This window comes from Paenibacillus vietnamensis (genome assembly GCF_020169515.1).
Classification (GTDB): Bacteria; Bacillota; Bacilli; order Paenibacillales; family Paenibacillaceae; genus Pristimantibacillus; species Pristimantibacillus vietnamensis.
This window is the reverse complement of sequence record NZ_JAHMHW010000001.1, coordinates 766,882-783,830: the sequence shown is the minus strand read 5'-3', so window position 1 is coordinate 783,830 and position 16,949 is coordinate 766,882. Positions and strand designations below refer to the sequence as shown.

General features: G+C 52.1%; 13 protein-coding genes. All 13 read right to left on the bottom strand.

Annotation, left to right across the window (positions count from 1 at the left end; all coding sequences use genetic code 11):
• Positions 1-32: 32 nt before the first annotated feature.
• A complete protein-coding gene (gene pnp, locus KP806_RS03455) occupies positions 33-2,135 on the bottom strand; it encodes a polyribonucleotide nucleotidyltransferase (RefSeq protein WP_224722139.1) in 2,103 nt (700 codons plus the stop codon).
• A 152-nt stretch (positions 2,136-2,287) separates the two neighbouring features.
• Positions 2,288-2,557, bottom strand: a complete 270-nt coding sequence (gene rpsO / locus KP806_RS03450) for a 30S ribosomal protein S15 (RefSeq protein ID WP_224722138.1) — start codon at positions 2,555-2,557, stop codon at positions 2,288-2,290.
• Between the two features lie 162 nt (positions 2,558-2,719).
• On the bottom strand, positions 2,720-3,667 hold the full coding sequence (locus KP806_RS03445) for a bifunctional riboflavin kinase/FAD synthetase (RefSeq protein WP_224722137.1): 948 nt from the start codon (positions 3,665-3,667) through the stop codon (positions 2,720-2,722).
• Between the two features lie 58 nt (positions 3,668-3,725).
• Complete coding sequence (truB, locus tag KP806_RS03440) at positions 3,726-4,631, bottom strand: tRNA pseudouridine(55) synthase TruB (protein WP_224722136.1); 906 nt, start codon at positions 4,629-4,631, stop codon at positions 3,726-3,728.
• A gap of 2 nt (positions 4,632-4,633) precedes the next feature.
• Complete coding sequence (locus KP806_RS03435; protein WP_397376345.1) at positions 4,634-5,623, bottom strand: bifunctional oligoribonuclease/PAP phosphatase NrnA; 990 nt, start codon at positions 5,621-5,623, stop codon at positions 4,634-4,636.
• On the bottom strand, positions 5,620-5,976 hold the full coding sequence (rbfA, locus tag KP806_RS03430; protein ID WP_224722135.1) for a 30S ribosome-binding factor RbfA: 357 nt from the start codon (positions 5,974-5,976) through the stop codon (positions 5,620-5,622). The genes KP806_RS03435 and rbfA overlap by 4 nt, the downstream gene beginning before the upstream one ends.
• A 7-nt stretch (positions 5,977-5,983) precedes the next feature.
• A complete protein-coding gene (gene infB, locus KP806_RS03425) occupies positions 5,984-8,539 on the bottom strand; it encodes a translation initiation factor IF-2 (protein ID WP_397376358.1) in 2,556 nt (851 codons plus the stop codon).
• Between the two features lie 61 nt (positions 8,540-8,600).
• Positions 8,601-8,933 carry a L7Ae/L30e/S12e/Gadd45 family ribosomal protein gene (locus tag KP806_RS03420; protein ID WP_224722133.1) on the bottom strand — a complete coding sequence of 111 codons (333 nt, stop codon included), beginning with the start codon at positions 8,931-8,933 and terminating at the stop codon, positions 8,601-8,603.
• A complete protein-coding gene (gene rnpM, locus KP806_RS03415; protein WP_224722132.1) occupies positions 8,920-9,234 on the bottom strand; it encodes an RNase P modulator RnpM in 315 nt (104 codons plus the stop codon). Before rnpM ends, KP806_RS03420 begins: the two co-directional genes overlap by 14 nt.
• A gap of 43 nt (positions 9,235-9,277) precedes the next feature.
• Positions 9,278-10,375 (bottom strand): transcription termination factor NusA, encoded by a 1,098-nt coding sequence (nusA, locus tag KP806_RS03410; RefSeq protein ID WP_224722131.1) that lies wholly within the window; start codon positions 10,373-10,375, stop codon positions 9,278-9,280.
• Between the two features lie 135 nt (positions 10,376-10,510).
• Entirely contained in the window at positions 10,511-10,972 is a 462-nt protein-coding gene (gene rimP / locus KP806_RS03405) for a ribosome maturation factor RimP (protein WP_224722130.1), read from the bottom strand.
• Positions 10,973-11,142: 170 nt separating this feature from the next.
• Positions 11,143-15,450 (bottom strand): PolC-type DNA polymerase III, encoded by a 4,308-nt coding sequence (locus KP806_RS03400; protein WP_224722129.1) that lies wholly within the window; start codon positions 15,448-15,450, stop codon positions 11,143-11,145.
• Between the two features lie 46 nt (positions 15,451-15,496).
• Positions 15,497-16,945 carry a proline--tRNA ligase gene (gene proS / locus KP806_RS03395; protein WP_224722128.1) on the bottom strand — a complete coding sequence of 483 codons (1,449 nt, stop codon included), beginning with the start codon at positions 16,943-16,945 and terminating at the stop codon, positions 15,497-15,499.
• Positions 16,946-16,949: the final 4 nt, after the last annotated feature.

Below are 16,949 nucleotides of genomic sequence, written 5' to 3'. Positions count from 1 at the left end.
CCTCATGTTTAGCTGTCTATGCTGCTTGAATGCTACTGCTGCTTCGCCGCTTCTTCGGTCAGGAGCACTTTCGCAGACAGGTTAATCCGTCCTTGCTGATCGATTTCCGTAACCTTCACCCGGATTTGATCGCCAACCTTAACCGCATCCTCGGTTTTGGCCACACGCTCCGTCGACAGCTGCGAGATATGGACTAATCCGTCCTTGTTCGGCAAAATTTCGACGAAGGCACCGAATTTCTCAACCCGTTTAACGGTTCCCACGTAAATTTCTCCGATCACGACTTCCTTCACGATTCCTTCGATAATCGACTTCGCTTTCTGGTTCATTTCTTCATTAGAAGAAGCGATGAACACCATGCCATCTTGCTCGATATCGATCTTCACGCCGGTCTCTTCAATAATTTTATTGATGATTTTGCCGCCGGCGCCAATAACGTCACGGATCTTGTCCGGGTTGATGCGCAGCGTCAAAATTTTCGGCGCGTATTTCGAAAGGCTTGTACGGGAAGCAGGCAAGCTTTCCAGCATTTTACCCAAAATGAACATACGGCCTTGACGTGCTTGCTCAAGCGATTGCTGCAAAATTTCACGATTAATGCCGGCAATCTTGATATCCATTTGGATAGCCGTTACGCCTTCTGCCGTGCCGGCAACTTTAAAGTCCATATCTCCAAGGTGATCTTCCATACCTTGAATGTCGGACAGAATGGCGAAATGCTCGCCGTCTTTGATCAAGCCCATTGCAATGCCCGCTACCGGCGCTTTGATCGGAACGCCCGCATCCATCATAGCAAGTGTGCTCGCGCAAATGCTCGCCTGGGATGAAGAACCGTTCGATTCCAGCACTTCGGAAACGAGACGAATGGTATAAGGGAAATCAGCCTCTGAAGGTATGACTTTGGAAAGAGCGCGCTCACCCAGAGCGCCGTGACCGATTTCACGACGTCCCGGCGGACGAAGAGGACGAGCCTCGCCGACGCTGAACGGCGGGAAATTGTAATGATGCATGAAGCGCTTCGTTTCTTCAGGCGAAATGCCATCCAAAATCTGAACGTCACCCATTGCGCCGAGCGTACAAACGCTGAGCGCTTGCGTTTGACCGCGCGTGAAAAGCCCGGAGCCGTGCGTACGCGGCAGCAGCGATACATCGCAATCGATCGGACGGATTTCATCGAGCGCGCGGCCGTCAGGACGCACTTTGTCATGCGAGATGAGACGGCGAACCTCTTCCTTCACAATGTCGTACAGCACTTCCTTTACGTCTGCAACCAGCTCTGGCGTTTCCGCATACAATTCCTCGAAATGCGCGACAGCAGCGCTGTTCACCGCATCGATCGCATCCTGGCGAGCATGCTTCTCTTCAACCTTGATGGCTTCTACCAGCTGTGCTGTCGCAAATGCGCGCACATCGGCGTTGACTTGCTCATTTACACTATGTAACTTAACTTCCATCTTAGGCTTGCCGGCAACAGCCTGGAGCTCTTCGATTTTAGCTACAATGTTCTTGATTTCGTCATGGCCGAACATGATCGCTTCAAGCATCACGTCTTCAGAAACTTCGTTTGCTTCCGCTTCCACCATCATAATTGCGTTACTTGTACCCGCAACTACGACGTACAAATCTGTTTTCTGCTCTTGCTCAACAGTTGGGTTGATTAGAAACTGACCGTCGACTCTGGCTACGACAACTCCGCCGATCGGACCGTCAAACGGAACGTCAGAAATAGACAATGCAGCAGAGGTTCCGATCATAGCCGCAATTTCCGGCGAGCAATCTTGATCAACACTCATGACCATATTCATGACTTGCACATCGTTCCGGAAGCCTTCCGGGAACAGGGGACGGATTGGCCTGTCCGTCAGACGGCTGGACAAAATTGCCTTCTCGCTCGGGCGGCCTTCGCGTTTAATGAAGCCTCCCGGAATTTTGCCTACCGCATACAAACGTTCTTCATAGTTGACGGTAAGCGGGAAAAAATCCAAATCCTTTGGACCTGGGGATGCTGTCACTGTACATAAAACGACCGTGTCGCCGTATTGCACGGTAACGGCTGCATTCGCTTGCTTGGCCAGACGGCCGGTCTCGATCGATAGCGGTCTGCCGCCTAATGTCATTTCGATACGCTGTACCATTTTATCCCTCCTGTTAAGTAAGATTCCTTATATGCTGCTGCTTGATTGGCAGTATTTTCTGAGACTTTGCCTATTACAAAAAGCAACCCGATTCCGCGTATCCGATATTCCCGGACGGCAGGACAACCAGGTTGCTTTTCATTACGCATGTTTTAACGGCGAAGGCCGAGTTTTTCGATCAATGCGCTGTAACGTCTAACATCGTTGTTCTTCAGGTAAGCTAGCAGCTTACGGCGCTGACCTACCATCTTGAGCAAGCCGCGACGGGAGTGGTGATCTTTCTTGTGCTCCCGCAAGTGCTGCGTCAAGTTAACGATGTTTTCAGTCAGGATAGCGATTTGAACTTCAGGAGAACCCGTGTCCGTTGCATGAGTTTTATGCGTCTCAATCAGTTCGTGTTTGCGTTCTTGCGTGATTGCCATCCTAATTCACCTCCTTCATAGTAATCGCCGTTAGCCTCGATGCCGTCGGTGAGATCGGCCACCCAAGCTAAGGTTAAGTTGCGCGCACAGGTATGTCTGCCCACAACGTTGTAAAGTATAACATATTAGATATCGCTTGTCGAGTAGCTTGAAGATGATTCGTTAACGAAGACCGGCAAAATTTCTCGCTTCGTTGGAATCCGCTTCAATCTGCTTGATCAGCTCGTCAACGGAACTGAACTTTCGTTCCTCGCGGATAAAAGAGCGGAATTGGATCCGGATCGGTTTACCGTAAATATCGCCTTCGAAATCGAACAAATGCGCCTCCATGACGGGCTGCACATTCTGCTTGTTAAACGTCGGCTTCATCCCATGGTTCATCACGCCAGGATATGATTTATCGCCGATCCATGCTGTAATGGCATAGACGCCAAGCCTTGGAGCGATATAGGGGTGCTGGAACTGCAGGTTAGCCGTCGGAAATCCGATCGTCCGGCCTCTTCCGTCTCCGTGAACGACCAGACCGGAAATTTCGTAAGGTCTTCCGAGCAGCTTCTCCGCCGTTTCCAAATCGCCTTTCTCCAAGGACTCCCGCACGTAAGTGCTGCTGACCTTTCTGCCGTTTTCGAACAGCGGCTCAACGACATGCACGGCTATGTCAGGCGCCCCGAGACGTTTTAAAGCTTCCGTATCTCCCGCGCCACGATGTCCGAAATTGAAATCGAAACCAACGACGACTTGCTTGGCCTTTAGTGTCCGTAGTACCTCGTCGACAAACCGTTCCGGGGAAACGGCCGCGAACTCGAGATTGAATCTCATAATAAATACGAGGTCAACGCCTAACTCGGCGAATAACTCGGTTTTGTCATCAAGAGGCGTCAAACAGCGGTAATACTGATCGCCTTGCCCGAGCACTTCCTTCGGATGAGGGTCAAAGGTTAGAACCGCAGACAGCATTTCCGTATCCTTAGCCGCTTTGACCGCCTGTTGGATGACGTTCTGATGGCCCCGGTGCACGCCGTCGAAATGACCGATGGCTATGGAAAGCGGCCTGTCCAGCGATAGCGTGGACAAACCGTTTAAAGGAAAACTTAAAGGTATAATTTCCAACGCTGATACACCTGCATTTCCTGTTAACTTAAAGGTAGACTTTAATCATACATCAAACTCAAGAAAACACTTTAACCGGCTTCAGCACGGCAGCTTGGGAGTCGATTTGAAAAATGCCGAGAAAGGTTTGTCCTTCATTATATAAACGGACTAACCGGCCGTCCTCGGGATTGTCCAATGCCGCATGTCGGATGGCAATTTTTTGTCCGAGCAGCGCCTGCTTTCCGGACGCCGCCGGCACTTCGGCACGCTCCAAATGTGAAATCGCTGCATCCGGTGCGATTAAATGCCGCTCCAACTCGCCTGCCTGCTTCAACCGTTCGATTTGCTCCAAGGTTAAGCAGCTTTCCTGCGTAATGCCTCCTGACATCGTCCTGGTCAGACTGGCCATCGTTGCCGGCACTCCAAGCGCCTTTCCGATATCGACGCATAGCGTTCGAATGTAGGTTCCTTTTGAGCAAAGGACGGAAAACTTGATTTGCGGCTGATCCAAATCGAGCTGAGCGTCAATCAGAGCGATCTCATGGATCGTCACCTGTCTCGCCTTCCGCTCTACTGTCTGCCCTTCTCTAGCAAGCTCGTAAAGCCGCTTTCCGTCGATTTTCACGGCAGAATACATAGGCGGGACTTGGTCAATCCGCCCCGTAAACCGTTCAAGCGCTGCGCGTACTTCCGCTGCCGTGACGTTCACGACGGATTGGCTCTCAAGGACAGTACCCGAAATATCTTCGGTATCCGTAGCGATACCAAGCCGCAATACGGCTTCGTAAGCTTTAGGTCTTTCTTGTATATATTCAACCACTCTGGTCGCGCGGCCCAGGCAAAGCGGCAGCACTCCCGTTACCATCGGGTCGAGCGTACCTGCATGACCGATTCTCTTCATTCCGAGAATGCGGCGCACCTTTGCAACGACGTCATGGGACGTCCAGCCTTCAGGCTTCCATACGGCTAAAATTCCGTCCATCTTTAGTTCAACGCCTTTCTGACAGCTTCGACAAGCTGCCCGATCGCATTCTGAAGCGGTGCCTCAAGCCTGCAGCCTGCAGCCCTGACATGCCCGCCTCCGCCAAAAGCCTGGGCGATTTCGGCGACGTTTGCCTTGCCTGCTGACCGGAGACTCGCCTTTACCGTACCATCGTCAGCTTCCTTGAACAGAATGCCGACTTCGACGCCGTCAACGTTTAAGGCGTAATTGACAATACCTTCCAAGTCCTCCGGCACGGCCTGCGTCTCCCGCAAATCATCCTTGCCGATATAGACCCAGCCTACTTCCAGATTATCCGTGAAGGAAAGGCGGTTCAAGGCGACTTTCAGCAGCTTCAGCTTGGCCATCGTCATTTTCTCAAGCAAATGATCGGCCAGCTCGTTGCCGGATACGCCTGCCGCGAGCAGCCGCGATGCGATTTCCATGACCCGCGGACTCGTATTGGAATAGCGGAAGCCGCCGGTATCGGTCAGCAGTCCGGTATAAATAGCGGTCGCGCAGGTAAGATCAAGCGGCAAGGCTGCTCTCTCGATCAGGTCAAATAAAATTTCAACCGTCGCCGCAGCATCCGGCCGAATGACATTCACCTCGCCGAAGGCATTGTTCGTCGGATGATGGTCGATATTCAGCAGGCTCGCATTGGGAGCAAAGCTGCCGGTTACCTCGCCGATTCGTTTATAATCGGCGCAATCGACCGTAATAACGGCATCAAACTTGCGTTCGGGCGGATTCAGCTTGTAGTTTAAGATAGATTCGAAGCCTTCCAGATAGCCCAGCCTTGACGGCAGCTCACCTTCGTTGATGAGAACCGCCGTCTTGCCGAGCTTCCGAAGCAGCCAGCCCACGGCCAATGTTGAGCTGATCGCGTCTCCGTCCGGCTGGACATGTGACACAACGAGAAAGTTGTCCGCCTTTCCTATGAATGCCAACGCTTCGTCCAGCTGCTTCAAATAGCTGTTTTGTTCCATCATCTTGCTTGGTTTCCGTTATTGATCGATTCGAGCAGCGCCTCAATGCGGCTGCCGTACTCGATGCTGCTGTCAAACTTGAACAACAGTTCGGGAGTATGGCGAAGCCTCATCCGCTTGCCAAGCTCCGTGCGAATGAAGCCCGTGCCGCTGGCCAATGCCTTCAGCGTCGCTTCCTTTTGCTCGTCGCTGCCAAGCACGCTTAGATAAATCTTAGCCTGAGACAGATCGCTCGTCGTTTCAACCCCGGTGACGGTAATAAAGCCGATTCTTGGGTCTTTTAGTTCAGTTTGAATAATTTGGCTAAGCTCTTTTTTAATTTGTTCGCCTACCCGGCCTACTCGAATTTTCGCCATGCTGCAATCACCTCTCTACGGTTTCCATGACAAATGCTTCGATCGTATCCCCTTCTTTGACATCGTTGAAACGGTCAAGGGTAATACCGCACTCGTAGCCTTGCGCCACTTCCTTGGCGTCGTCCTTGAAACGCTTAAGGGAATCGATCTTGCCTGTGTAAACGACGATGCCGCCGCGGATCAGGCGAGCTTCGGCATTGCGTGTGATTTTGCCCGAGGTCACCATGCAGCCGGCGATAGCTCCAACCTTCGTCACTTTAAATACGTTACGAATCTCTGCATGGCCGATGACAACCTCTTTGTAAATCGGATCAAGCATGCCTTTCATCGCCTGTTCAATCTCATCGATGACATTGTAGATAACGCGGTGCATGCGAACATCTACCTTTTCCTGTGCGATCGTCGCTTCGGCCTGCGGATCCGGACGGACGTTGAAGCCGATAACGATAGCGTTGGACGCGGAGGCGAGAATGACATCCGACTCCGTAATCGCACCGACGCCGCTGTGAATAATTTTGACGCGGACGCCTTCGATATCGATTTTGGCAAGAGAGCCTTTAAGCGCTTCGGAAGAGCCTTGAACGTCCGCTTTGATAATAACGTTCAGATCTTTAATTTCACCATCTTTGATATGGCTATACAGGTCGTCAAGCGTAACGCGCGTATTGGCGCCCATCTCGGACTGGCGCTGCTTGATGGAGCGGCGGTCCGCAATTGCGCGTGCCTTGCGCTCGTCTTCAAACACCATGAACGGATCGCCGGCTAGCGGAACCTCCGTTAAACCTGTAATTTCGACCGGAGTCGAAGGACCCGCTTCCTTGAGTCGGCGGCCTTTATCGTTCACCATCGCCCGGACACGGCCGAAGCAGTTGCCGGCTACGAACGCGTCGCCGATCTTAAGCGTACCGTGCTGCACGAGAATTCTCGCCACAGGGCCTTTGCCTTTGTCGAGCTCCGCTTCGATGACCGTTGCGCGGGCGCGTTTGTCCGGATTTGCTTTGTAATCGTTGACCTCCGCTACAAGCAAAATCATCTCGAGCAAACCTTCAAGACCGATGCGCTGCTTGGCCGAAACCTCGACGAAAATCGTATCGCCGCCCCACTCCTCGGGAACGAGCTCGTACTCGGTCATTTCCTGCTTGATTTTGTCGACATTGGCTTCAGGCTTATCGATTTTGTTGACCGCGACAATTATCGGCACGCCGGCGGCTTTAGCGTGATTGATCGCTTCAACCGTTTGCGGCATGATGCCGTCATCCGCAGCTACTACGATAATCGTAATATCGGTTACCTGAGCGCCGCGTGCGCGCATGAGCGTAAACGCTTCGTGGCCCGGCGTATCTAGGAATGTAATTTTTTTGTTATTGATTTCAACCTGGTAAGCGCCGATGTGCTGAGTAATGCCGCCTGCCTCGCCGCCGGTGACGTTTGTCTTGCGGATCGCATCGAGCAGGGTCGTTTTACCATGGTCAACGTGACCCATGATCGTTACGACTGGAGGACGTGTCGTCAATTCGCTCTCTTCGTCAACCTCTTCGACTGTTTCGAAAGAATCTTCCTCAACCGGAATTTTCACTTCGACTTCAACGCCGTAATCGGATGCGATCAAGTGGATGGCGTCCATATCGATTTCCTGGTTAATCGTTGCCATAACGCCAAGGAAAATAAGCTTCTTGATCACTTCGGAAGCGTCCTTGTGCAGCAGCTTGGCTAAATCGCCTACGGTCATCGTGCCGCGGACGATAATTTTCTTAGGCGTGTTGTCGATTTTCTCCCGTGGCGGCTGGTGCTGCTGGGATCTGCCCCCGCGCCCTCTCGGACCGCGGTTGTTGTTATTGCCTCTAAATCCGCCCGGCTTGCCGTCTTCGAAGCGTTTTTGTCCGGATTTGGAAAATTTCTTGTCGTCGCCGCCGCGTGACTGGCCTTGCGTCGGTCTGTTGGAATCGAAGGAACGGCTTTGGCCTTGCGGCGCAGCCGGGCGGCTTCCCGCATCCTGGCGAGGTCCGCTTGGACGGTTGCCGGTACCGCCTTGTCCGCCTTGCGGACTGCGATTTTGGCCGGATTGGCCTTGACGCTGGCCCGAGCCTCCGCCTTGCGATGGGCGATTCGAGCCTCCGCCCCCTTGTCCTTGGCGGTTTCCTGCTCCGCCTTGTCCCTGACGTCCGCCGCCGGAATGGCCTTGGCCTTGCGGGGAACGGTTTTGATTGCCTTGCTGTGATGGGCGGTTCGATTGTTGTCCGCCAGCTCTCGACTCATTTTGCGACTGGTTGGTTGGTGTTTTCGTATTAATGGAATTCATAGGCCCCTGTCTGTCTTGATTTGTATTTTTGTGAAGCTGTTCGCGTTGCTGAGGCTGCTGCGATTGCGGCCTGCTGGTTGCTTGCTGGGCGGAAGAAACCGATGCGCCGGACGAATCCTGCGCCCGTTTTGCCGCCGCGTTTGCTTTAATATTGCGGAAAAAGCCTTCGACCTTGCTCACCATTTCATTTTCCATAACGCTCATATGGTTATTAACGGGCAAGTCCAGCCGTTTAAGAATTGTAATAATTTCTTTGCTGCTCATATTAAGTGACTTCGCATATTCGTAAACGCGCAGCTTATCTTTATTATCTCTGCTGTCTTGTTTATTGTCCAATATGATCCACCTCCGTATTATGGCTCAGATGACTCGCAATCATTTTTCCGAAATTTGCGTCCGTTACCGCAAGCACAACGCGTTCCGGCTTTCCTATGGCCTTCCCTAGCTGCTCGCGGTCGAATGCTTCGGCGAGTTGTATACCGTAGGTGCTGCATTTATCGCGAAATTTTTTTTTGGTGTTAGGTGAAGCGTCCCCGGCGATAATCACGAGCTGCGCCTGCTTGCCGCGAACGGCCTTCAGCACGATCTCGTCGCCGGTAATCAATTTCCCGGCCCTCATGGCCATTCCCAGAGCCGATAAGCATTTATTCTGATTCATCGCCTATCAGCTCCTTATTGGCGTTAAACTGCTCCTCTACCCGAACAAAATCCTGCTCGAGCTGGTCATAAATGTCCTCGCCGACCGGCTGCTTCAATGCCCGGTCCAGCGCCTTCGACTTCTTGGCCAGCTTGAAGCAGCTGACTTTGCCGCATAAATAAGCTCCGCGTCCCGCTTTCTTGCCAGTCAGGTCAATTTGCACCTCTTCGGCCGGTGTCCGAACAATCCGGATGAGTTCCTTCTTCGGCATCATCTCCTGGCAAGCGACACATTTGCGAAGCGGTACTTTTCTCGGTCTCACCGTACACCCCTCCTCTGCTGCTTAATTGACGTTTTCCGATCCGTTAGTCGATCGAAACCGAATCTTGGTGCATTACCGTCGTCAGCGATTTCGGACGGCCGAATTCCTGCTCTGCCTGCGTTTCGCTCTTAATATCGATTTTCCAGCCGGTCAGCTTGGCTGCAAGCCTTGCGTTCTGGCCTTTAATGCCGATTGCGAGCGACAGCTGATAATCGGGAACGATGACTCTGGCCATCTTCTCCTGCTCGAATACGATAACCTCAAGCACCTTGGAAGGGCTTAGAGCGTTCGCCACGTACTCGTCAACATTCTCGGACCAGCGCACGATATCGATTTTCTCGCCCTTCAGCTCGCCTACGATCGTCTGCACGCGAAGTCCCTTTTGCCCTACGCATGAACCGACCGGGTCAACCTCGGAATTGCGGGAATGAACGGCGATTTTGGAACGGAAGCCAGCCTCACGCGCAACCGAACGTATTTCAACGACTCCGTCGTAAATTTCAGGAACCTCTAGCTCGAACAGGCGCTTCAAAAGGCCGGGATGCGTACGGGACAAAATAATTTGAGGGCCCTTCGTCGTATTCTCGACCTTCGTAATATACGATTTGACGCGGTCGCCGTGCTTGAACTTGTCGGTTGGCATCAGCTCGGTCAGCGGCAGCACCGCCTCCACCTTGCCAAGGTCGACGAACAGGTTGCGCACATCCTGACGCTGAACAATTCCGTTTACGATGTCTTCTTCCTTGTCGATAAATGCGTTATAAATAAGTCCGCGTTCCGCTTCGCGGATACGCTGCGTAACGACCTGCTTCGCAGTCTGTGCGGCAATGCGCCCGAAATCACGCGGCGTAACCTCGATTTCCGCAATATCGTCCAGCTGGTAATGCGGATTGATTTCGCGGGACGCTTCGACCGAAATTTCGAGGCGCGGATCGAGAACCTCGTCCACAACGGTTTTGCGGGCATAGACTTTAATGACGCCGGAATGGCGGTTAATATCTACCCGGACGTTTTGCGCCGTATTGAAATTTCTTTTGTAGCTTGAAATAAGCGCCGCCTCGATTGCCTCCAAGAGCACATCTTTGCTGATCCCTTTATCTCTTTCGATTTCCTGCAACGCTTCAATAAAATCCATGCTCATCGGAACAGAGTTCCCCCTTTCAAAATATGAAACAATCAAGCGTAAACGGCTGACGCCGTCCTTTGGAGGCACAGCATACGTTTCGCGATGAAATATAAGTCCAGTATAAAGTGAAATTTATACTTTCTTATATTTTTAAAAAACGATCGCCAATCTGGCGCTAGCAACCTTCGAGTAAGGAATCTCTTGCTCCTTCTTGCCGGCACGCACAACGGCCGTTTCCCCGTCAAATGAAAGCAGCAGCCCTTCAAATTCCTTAGCGCCGCCAATCGGTTCGTATGTCGTTATGTAGACGTTCTTGCCGATTGCCTTTCTAACGTCCTCCTGCTTCTTAAGCGGCCTCTCCGCGCCCGGCGATGAAACCTCCAAAAAGTAAGCGTCCGAAATGGGGTCGTTTTTGTCCAGCTGTTCGCTTAAATATTCGCTAATACGGCCGCAATCGTCGATATCGATGCCGCCTTCTTTATCTACGAATATGCGAAGGAAGTAATTGCTTCCTTCCTTGACATATTCAATATCAACCAGTTCAAATCCATGACTGTTGAGAAAGGGCTGAACCATTTCCTCAACGACGGTTTTGATTTTGGATGTGCTCAAATTACGTTGACCTCCCGTTAATAAGCGCTAAGCCTTTTTTCCCGAATACAAAACGTAAAGAGTGGGTTTCCCCACTCTTCTGCATCAAGATCTTTATCATCATCATTGCCAGAAAAATTATAACATAACCGTATACTAGTGACAAGAAATCTTTTCTATTCAAGCCTTTTCTAAAAGAGAGAAAGCTGATTCGATTCCGGTAATCCGCGGAAGCAGCCCATGCCGCCAAGTACTTCGATTATCGTCTTCGTCGCCTTCGATTTCATCTGAAAATCCTCAATCGACAGGTACTCGCCTTCCTCTCTGGACGCCGCGATATTGCGCGCCGCGTTGTCGCCGATGCCGGCAATGGCCGCAAACGGCGGAATGAGAGAATCGCCGTCCACGAGAAACTTCGTCGCATCCGACCGGTACAGATCGATCGGCTTGAAAGTGAAGCCGCGTGCCGTCATCTCCAGCGACATTTCCAGCTGCGAAATCATATTTTTCTCTTTCGGGAGGGCGTTGAAGCCTTTGGCTTCTATTTCGATCAGCTTTCGGAGTATGGCGTCGTAGCCTTGGCACAGCAGCTCCAGATCGAAGTCGTCCGCCCTTACCGTGAAATAAGTCGCATAAAATTCGATCGGGTAATACAGCTTGAAGTAAGCGGTGCGGACGGCCGAAATGACGTAAGCTGCCGCGTGCGCTTTCGGGAACATGTACTCGATACGCAGGCAGGAATCGATATACCATTGCGGCACCTTGCAGCGCTTCATCTCTTCGATCCACTCGGGCGTCAGGCCCTTGCCCTTACGTACGCTTTCCGTAATCTTGAAGGCTAATCCCGCATCCATGCCGGCTTTATAAATCAAATAAAGCATAATATCGTCACGGCAGCCGATTACGGTTTTGATATTGCAGGTTCCATTCTTGATCAGCTCCTGGGCGTTGCCCAGCCATACGCCGGTACCGTGCGACAAGCCGGAAATTTGAAGCAAGTCGGCAAACGTAGAAGGCTGCGTTTCCTGTAGCATCTGACGAACGAATTTAGTTCCCATCTCGGGTACGCCGTATGTCGCGACGGATGAGCGGATTTTCTCGCCCGGCACATTGAGTGCGGCCGTGGAGTTGAACATGCTCATAACCTTCGGATCGTTCATCGGAATCGTTGTCGGATCCACGCCCGTCAAGTCCTGCAGCATACGCATCATTGTCGGATCGTCGTGCCCCAGAATATCGAGTTTGAGCAGATTTTCGTCGAAGGCGTGGTAATCGAAATGCGTCGTTTTCCACTCCGCGTTGACATCATCGGCAGGATATTGTACGGGAGTGATATCCTCTACCTCGATATAGTCTGGCACGACTACGATACCGCCCGGATGCTGGCCGGTGCTTCGCTTCACGCCCGTACAACCGCTTGCCAGCCTGGAAAGCTCGGCTCCGCGCCATTTTTTATTCGTTTCTTCCTCGTACTTTTTGGCGAAGCCGTACGCCGTCTTCTCGGCGACGGTACCGATCGTACCCGCGCGGAACACGCTTTTCTCGCCAAACAGCACCTTGGTATAGTTATGCGCAACCGGCTGATAATCGCCGGAGAAGTTAAGATCGATATCGGGAACCTTGTCCCCTTTAAAGCCAAGAAACGTTTCGAACGGAATATCTTGACCCTCGCCCTTCATCGGTTTGCCGCATTTCGGACACGCCTTATCGGGAAGGTCAAAACCGCTCGGGACGCTGCCGTCCAAAAACCATTCACTGTGCTTGCAATCCGAATTTTTGCAAATATAGTGGGCCGGCAGCGGGTTTACTTCCGATATGCCAAGGAACAGCGCGACAACGGAGGACCCTACCGAGCCCCTCGAGCCGACCAGATAGCCGTCGGCGTTTGACTTCTTAACCAGCTTTTCCGAAATCAGATAGTTCGCCGAAAATTTAAATTTAATAATCGGTACGAGCTCCTTCTCCAGCCGGTCTATAATGACCTGCGGGAGCTCCTCTCCGTATACCGACTTGGCAGTGTTGTAGCAAGTCGTTCGGATTTCCTCATCCGCGCCTTCAATGTTCGGAGCAAACAAGCCGGTCGGGAACATATCGTACGGTTCGAAGCGGTCCGCCAGCTCATTCGTATTTTTAACAACGACCTCATAGGCTCTGGCTTCGCCAAGAAATGCGAACTCCTCCAGCATCTCGTCCGTCGTTCGGAAATGGGCGTCGGGCTTTCTCATTCCTTTCAGCGGGCTGAAGCCGGTAATGCCTTGAATCGTAATATCCCTGTACATTTTATCCCGGGGGTTCAAATAATGAACATTGCCTGTCGCAATGACCGGCTTGCCCAGCTCGTCTCCGATCTGGCAAACCCTTCGGTGCGCCTGCTCGATCTCCGCCCGGCTGCCCACCAGACCCTTCTCAACCAGGTGCATATAAAAATCGATCGGCTGAATTTCAAGCACATCGTAAAAGCGGGCTACCTCAAGCGCCTCCTCGTACGATTTGTTCAGTACGGTTTCATAAAACTCGCCCTTCTCGCAGCCGGAAATGATCAGCAGTCCTTCACGCAGCTCGACGAGCTTGCTCTTTGGCATAATGGCTACACGCTTGAAATATTCCGTATGAGACAATGAAATAAGCTTGAACAGATTTTTTTTGCCGACTGCGTTAAGCGCATAGACGTTGCAATGAAAAGGCCTTGTATTGGACAAATCCAAGCCGACATAATCGTTTAGCTGATTCAAGTCCGTAATGTTCCGCTCGGCTGCGTCCGCGATCAAGCCGTACAGCACTCCGCCCAGCGCCAGGGAATCGTCTACCGCACGGTGGTGATTTTCCAAGCTGATTTTATATTTGTCGGCTAGCGTATTGAGCCTGTGGTTTTTCAAGGACGGATGCAAAAATCTGGCGAGCTCGAGCGTGTCCAATACCGGATTTTTCAGCTCGGGCATGCCCAGCGACTTGCAGTTAGCCTGAATAAAGCCGATATCGAAGCGGGCATTGTGAGCGACCAGCACGTCATCGCCGATAAATTCCAAAAATTCACGAAGCTTCGGTTCAAGAAGCGGCTGCCCTTTGACCATGTCATCCGTAATATTCGTCAGCTGGGTAATGTGATATGGTATTTTTTCCTGCGGGTCGATCAGGGTCGAGAATCGGTCGATTTCTTTGCCCTCCCGCATTTTTACGCCTGCGAGCTCGATAATTTTGTTGTTAATGACGGATAAGCCCGTCGTCTCGATATCGAACACGACATAGGTGGCGGTGGCCAGCGGCTCGGGTCTGGACTCAAGCACCATCGGAATCGCATCGTTCACAACGTTCGCTTCCACCCCAAACAGCACCTGGATTCCGTTTTTCTTCGCCGCCTTGTTTGCGTCCGGAAAACATTGCACGTTGCTGTGATCAGTGACCGCAATCGCTTTATGCCCCCATTTGGCGGCCGTTTTCACGTATACATCCACCGGAGTGACGGCGTCCATGGCGCTCATCGTCGTATGAAGATGGAATTCGACCCGTTTCTCCTCGGCTTTGTCCGTCCGGTCCGCAGGAGGCCTAACCTCATGAAGATCGTTAGGCATCATCACAAGCTCCGGCTCCTGCATAAAGCGGTCGTATTCGATCCGTCCGCGCGCCTTCACCCATTTGCCGTTTGAAAGCTGGTTTAATATTTTTACATCTTCCTTCGTCTTGGCGAACATCTTCATCGCGATGGAATCGGTGAAATCAGTCACGTTAAAGGTAAAGAGCGTGCTGCCGTTACGGAGCTCTTTCACGTCAAGACCGAACACGGCGCCTTGAACCGTAATTTTCTTCTCTTCCTCTATGATATTCATGAGAGGCACCGGTTCTTCTTTGATGTCGTAGCCGACCGCCAATCGAACCTCGCCCTCTTCTATAGGCTCCGATTCCGATTGCGAGCTTTCCATCATCTGCTGCACGAATTCGCGGTCTTCCATGACTCGCTTCAGCGAATATTCGTCGATGATTTCTTGCCTTGCCTCACTGACGATCATCTTAACCCTGCAGGAGCGGCTGAAATATTGATTATAAAAACGGATAATGGCTTCGTCCACACGTTTCTTGCGGGCAAGCTCGAGCCCGGTGTTGTCAAGCAGCGACAGGGTCAGCACATCGCCTTCCGCATCAATGGTCGCTTTTTGCAGCCAGCCGTTTACCGAAGCGATTTCGCGGCCGGCCCATTCCAGAAACAGGCCCCAATATTGGAGGAGCACCGATTCGGTCAATACGATATCGTCATAAATCATAATAAAGGACGTTTTGGCTATATGCTCAAACTTCATCCGTACGGACTGGTTAAGCGCCTGATAGGCCTGTAAAGGAACCATGGACGTTTTGCGGATGCAAAACGTCCATTCCTGATTGCTGCTGCTTACCGTGACCTGATCGATGTATCCGTCCTGAAAGTAGCTATTTATAAGTTCTTGCGGCAGCTCGGCTTGCTTCAACAGAAGCTCGAAGCGCTGCCGCTTGTCAGCGATTTGGCTCATAGTAACACTACACTCCTTAAGATCCGAACCGAACCAGCTTCAGTTCTTAATAAGCACGCGCAAATACGACCGTATGCTGAGCGGAATCTCCGCACACCAGACATGTACTCTTCCGGGTTTCCGGTTCAAACGGAATATTGCGGCTTGTCGCTCCCGTTTCTTCCTTGACCTGCTTCTCGCACGCGGCGGAGCCGCACCAGCCGGCTTCGACGAACCCGCGCTGTTCCTCGAGAAAAGCTTTCATTTCATCCAGCGTATCGACCGAACGGGAATTGTCCTGGCGGAACTGCTTGGCGCGATTAAACATTTCGTTATGCGTTTCGGTCAGGAAGGCTTGGGCCTCGGCAACGAGTGCGTCTTGCTTCACGATTCTCTTCTCGCCCGTAATGCGGGAAACGAGTACTGCCTGTCCGTTCTCCATGTCGCGCGGTCCAAGTTCAAGACGCAGCGGAACGCCGCGCATTTCATATTCGTTAAACTTCCAGCCTGGGCTTACGTCGGCGCGGTCGTCTACGCGTACGCGGATGCCGGCTTTCTTAAGCTCGGCGTACAGCTCGTCCACGCGGCCAACCACCTGATCGCGCAGCTTCGCAGGGCCGATCGGAATCATGACGACCTGCGTCGGAGCTACCTTAGGCGGCAGAGCAAGACCTCGATCGTCGCCGTGAACCATAATAAGTGCGCCGATCAGCCTCGTGCTCACGCCCCAGGATGTCGTATGCGCATATTGCAGCGTATTCTCGCGATCCAAAAACTTGATGTCGAAGGCGACCGCAAATTTTGTACCCAAATAATGGGAAGTGCCTGCCTGAACCGCTTTGCCGTCCTTCATCATCGCTTCAATCGAATAAGTGTCGACGGCGCCGGCGAAGCGCTCGGACGGCGTTTTTTCGCCTCTAATAACCGGGATCGCAAGGAACTCCTCTACGAATTGGGTGTACACATCGAGCATTTGCATCGTTTCGCGGCGAGCATCCTCTTCCGTCTCATGCGCGGTATGGCCTTCCTGCCACAAAAACTCGCTTGTGCGAAGGAAAGGCATCGTTCGTTTTTCCCAGCGCACGACATTCGCCCATTGATTGATCAGAACGGGCAAATCCCGGTACGACTGAATCCATTTCGAATACATATGGCCGAACATCGTTTCCGAGGTAGGCCGGATGGCCAGACGCTCTTCCAGCTTCTCGCCCGCCGCTTCCGTTACCCACGGCAGCTCCGGATTGAAGCCTTCAACATGCTCCTTTTCCTTCTGAAAGAAGCTCTCGGGAATAAAGAGGGGGAAATACGCATTGCGGTGTCCGGTTTCTTTGAATCTGCGGTCAAGATCGCGCTGGATGTTTTCCCACAGCTCATAGCCTTCGGGCCTGAACACGATACAGCCGCGCACCGGCGAATAATCCATGAGCTCCGCTTTTTTGATCACATCGATATACCATCTTGAAAAATCCTCGGATTGAGGCGTAATTTCCGTAACGAACTGTTTGTCTTTAGACATGAGC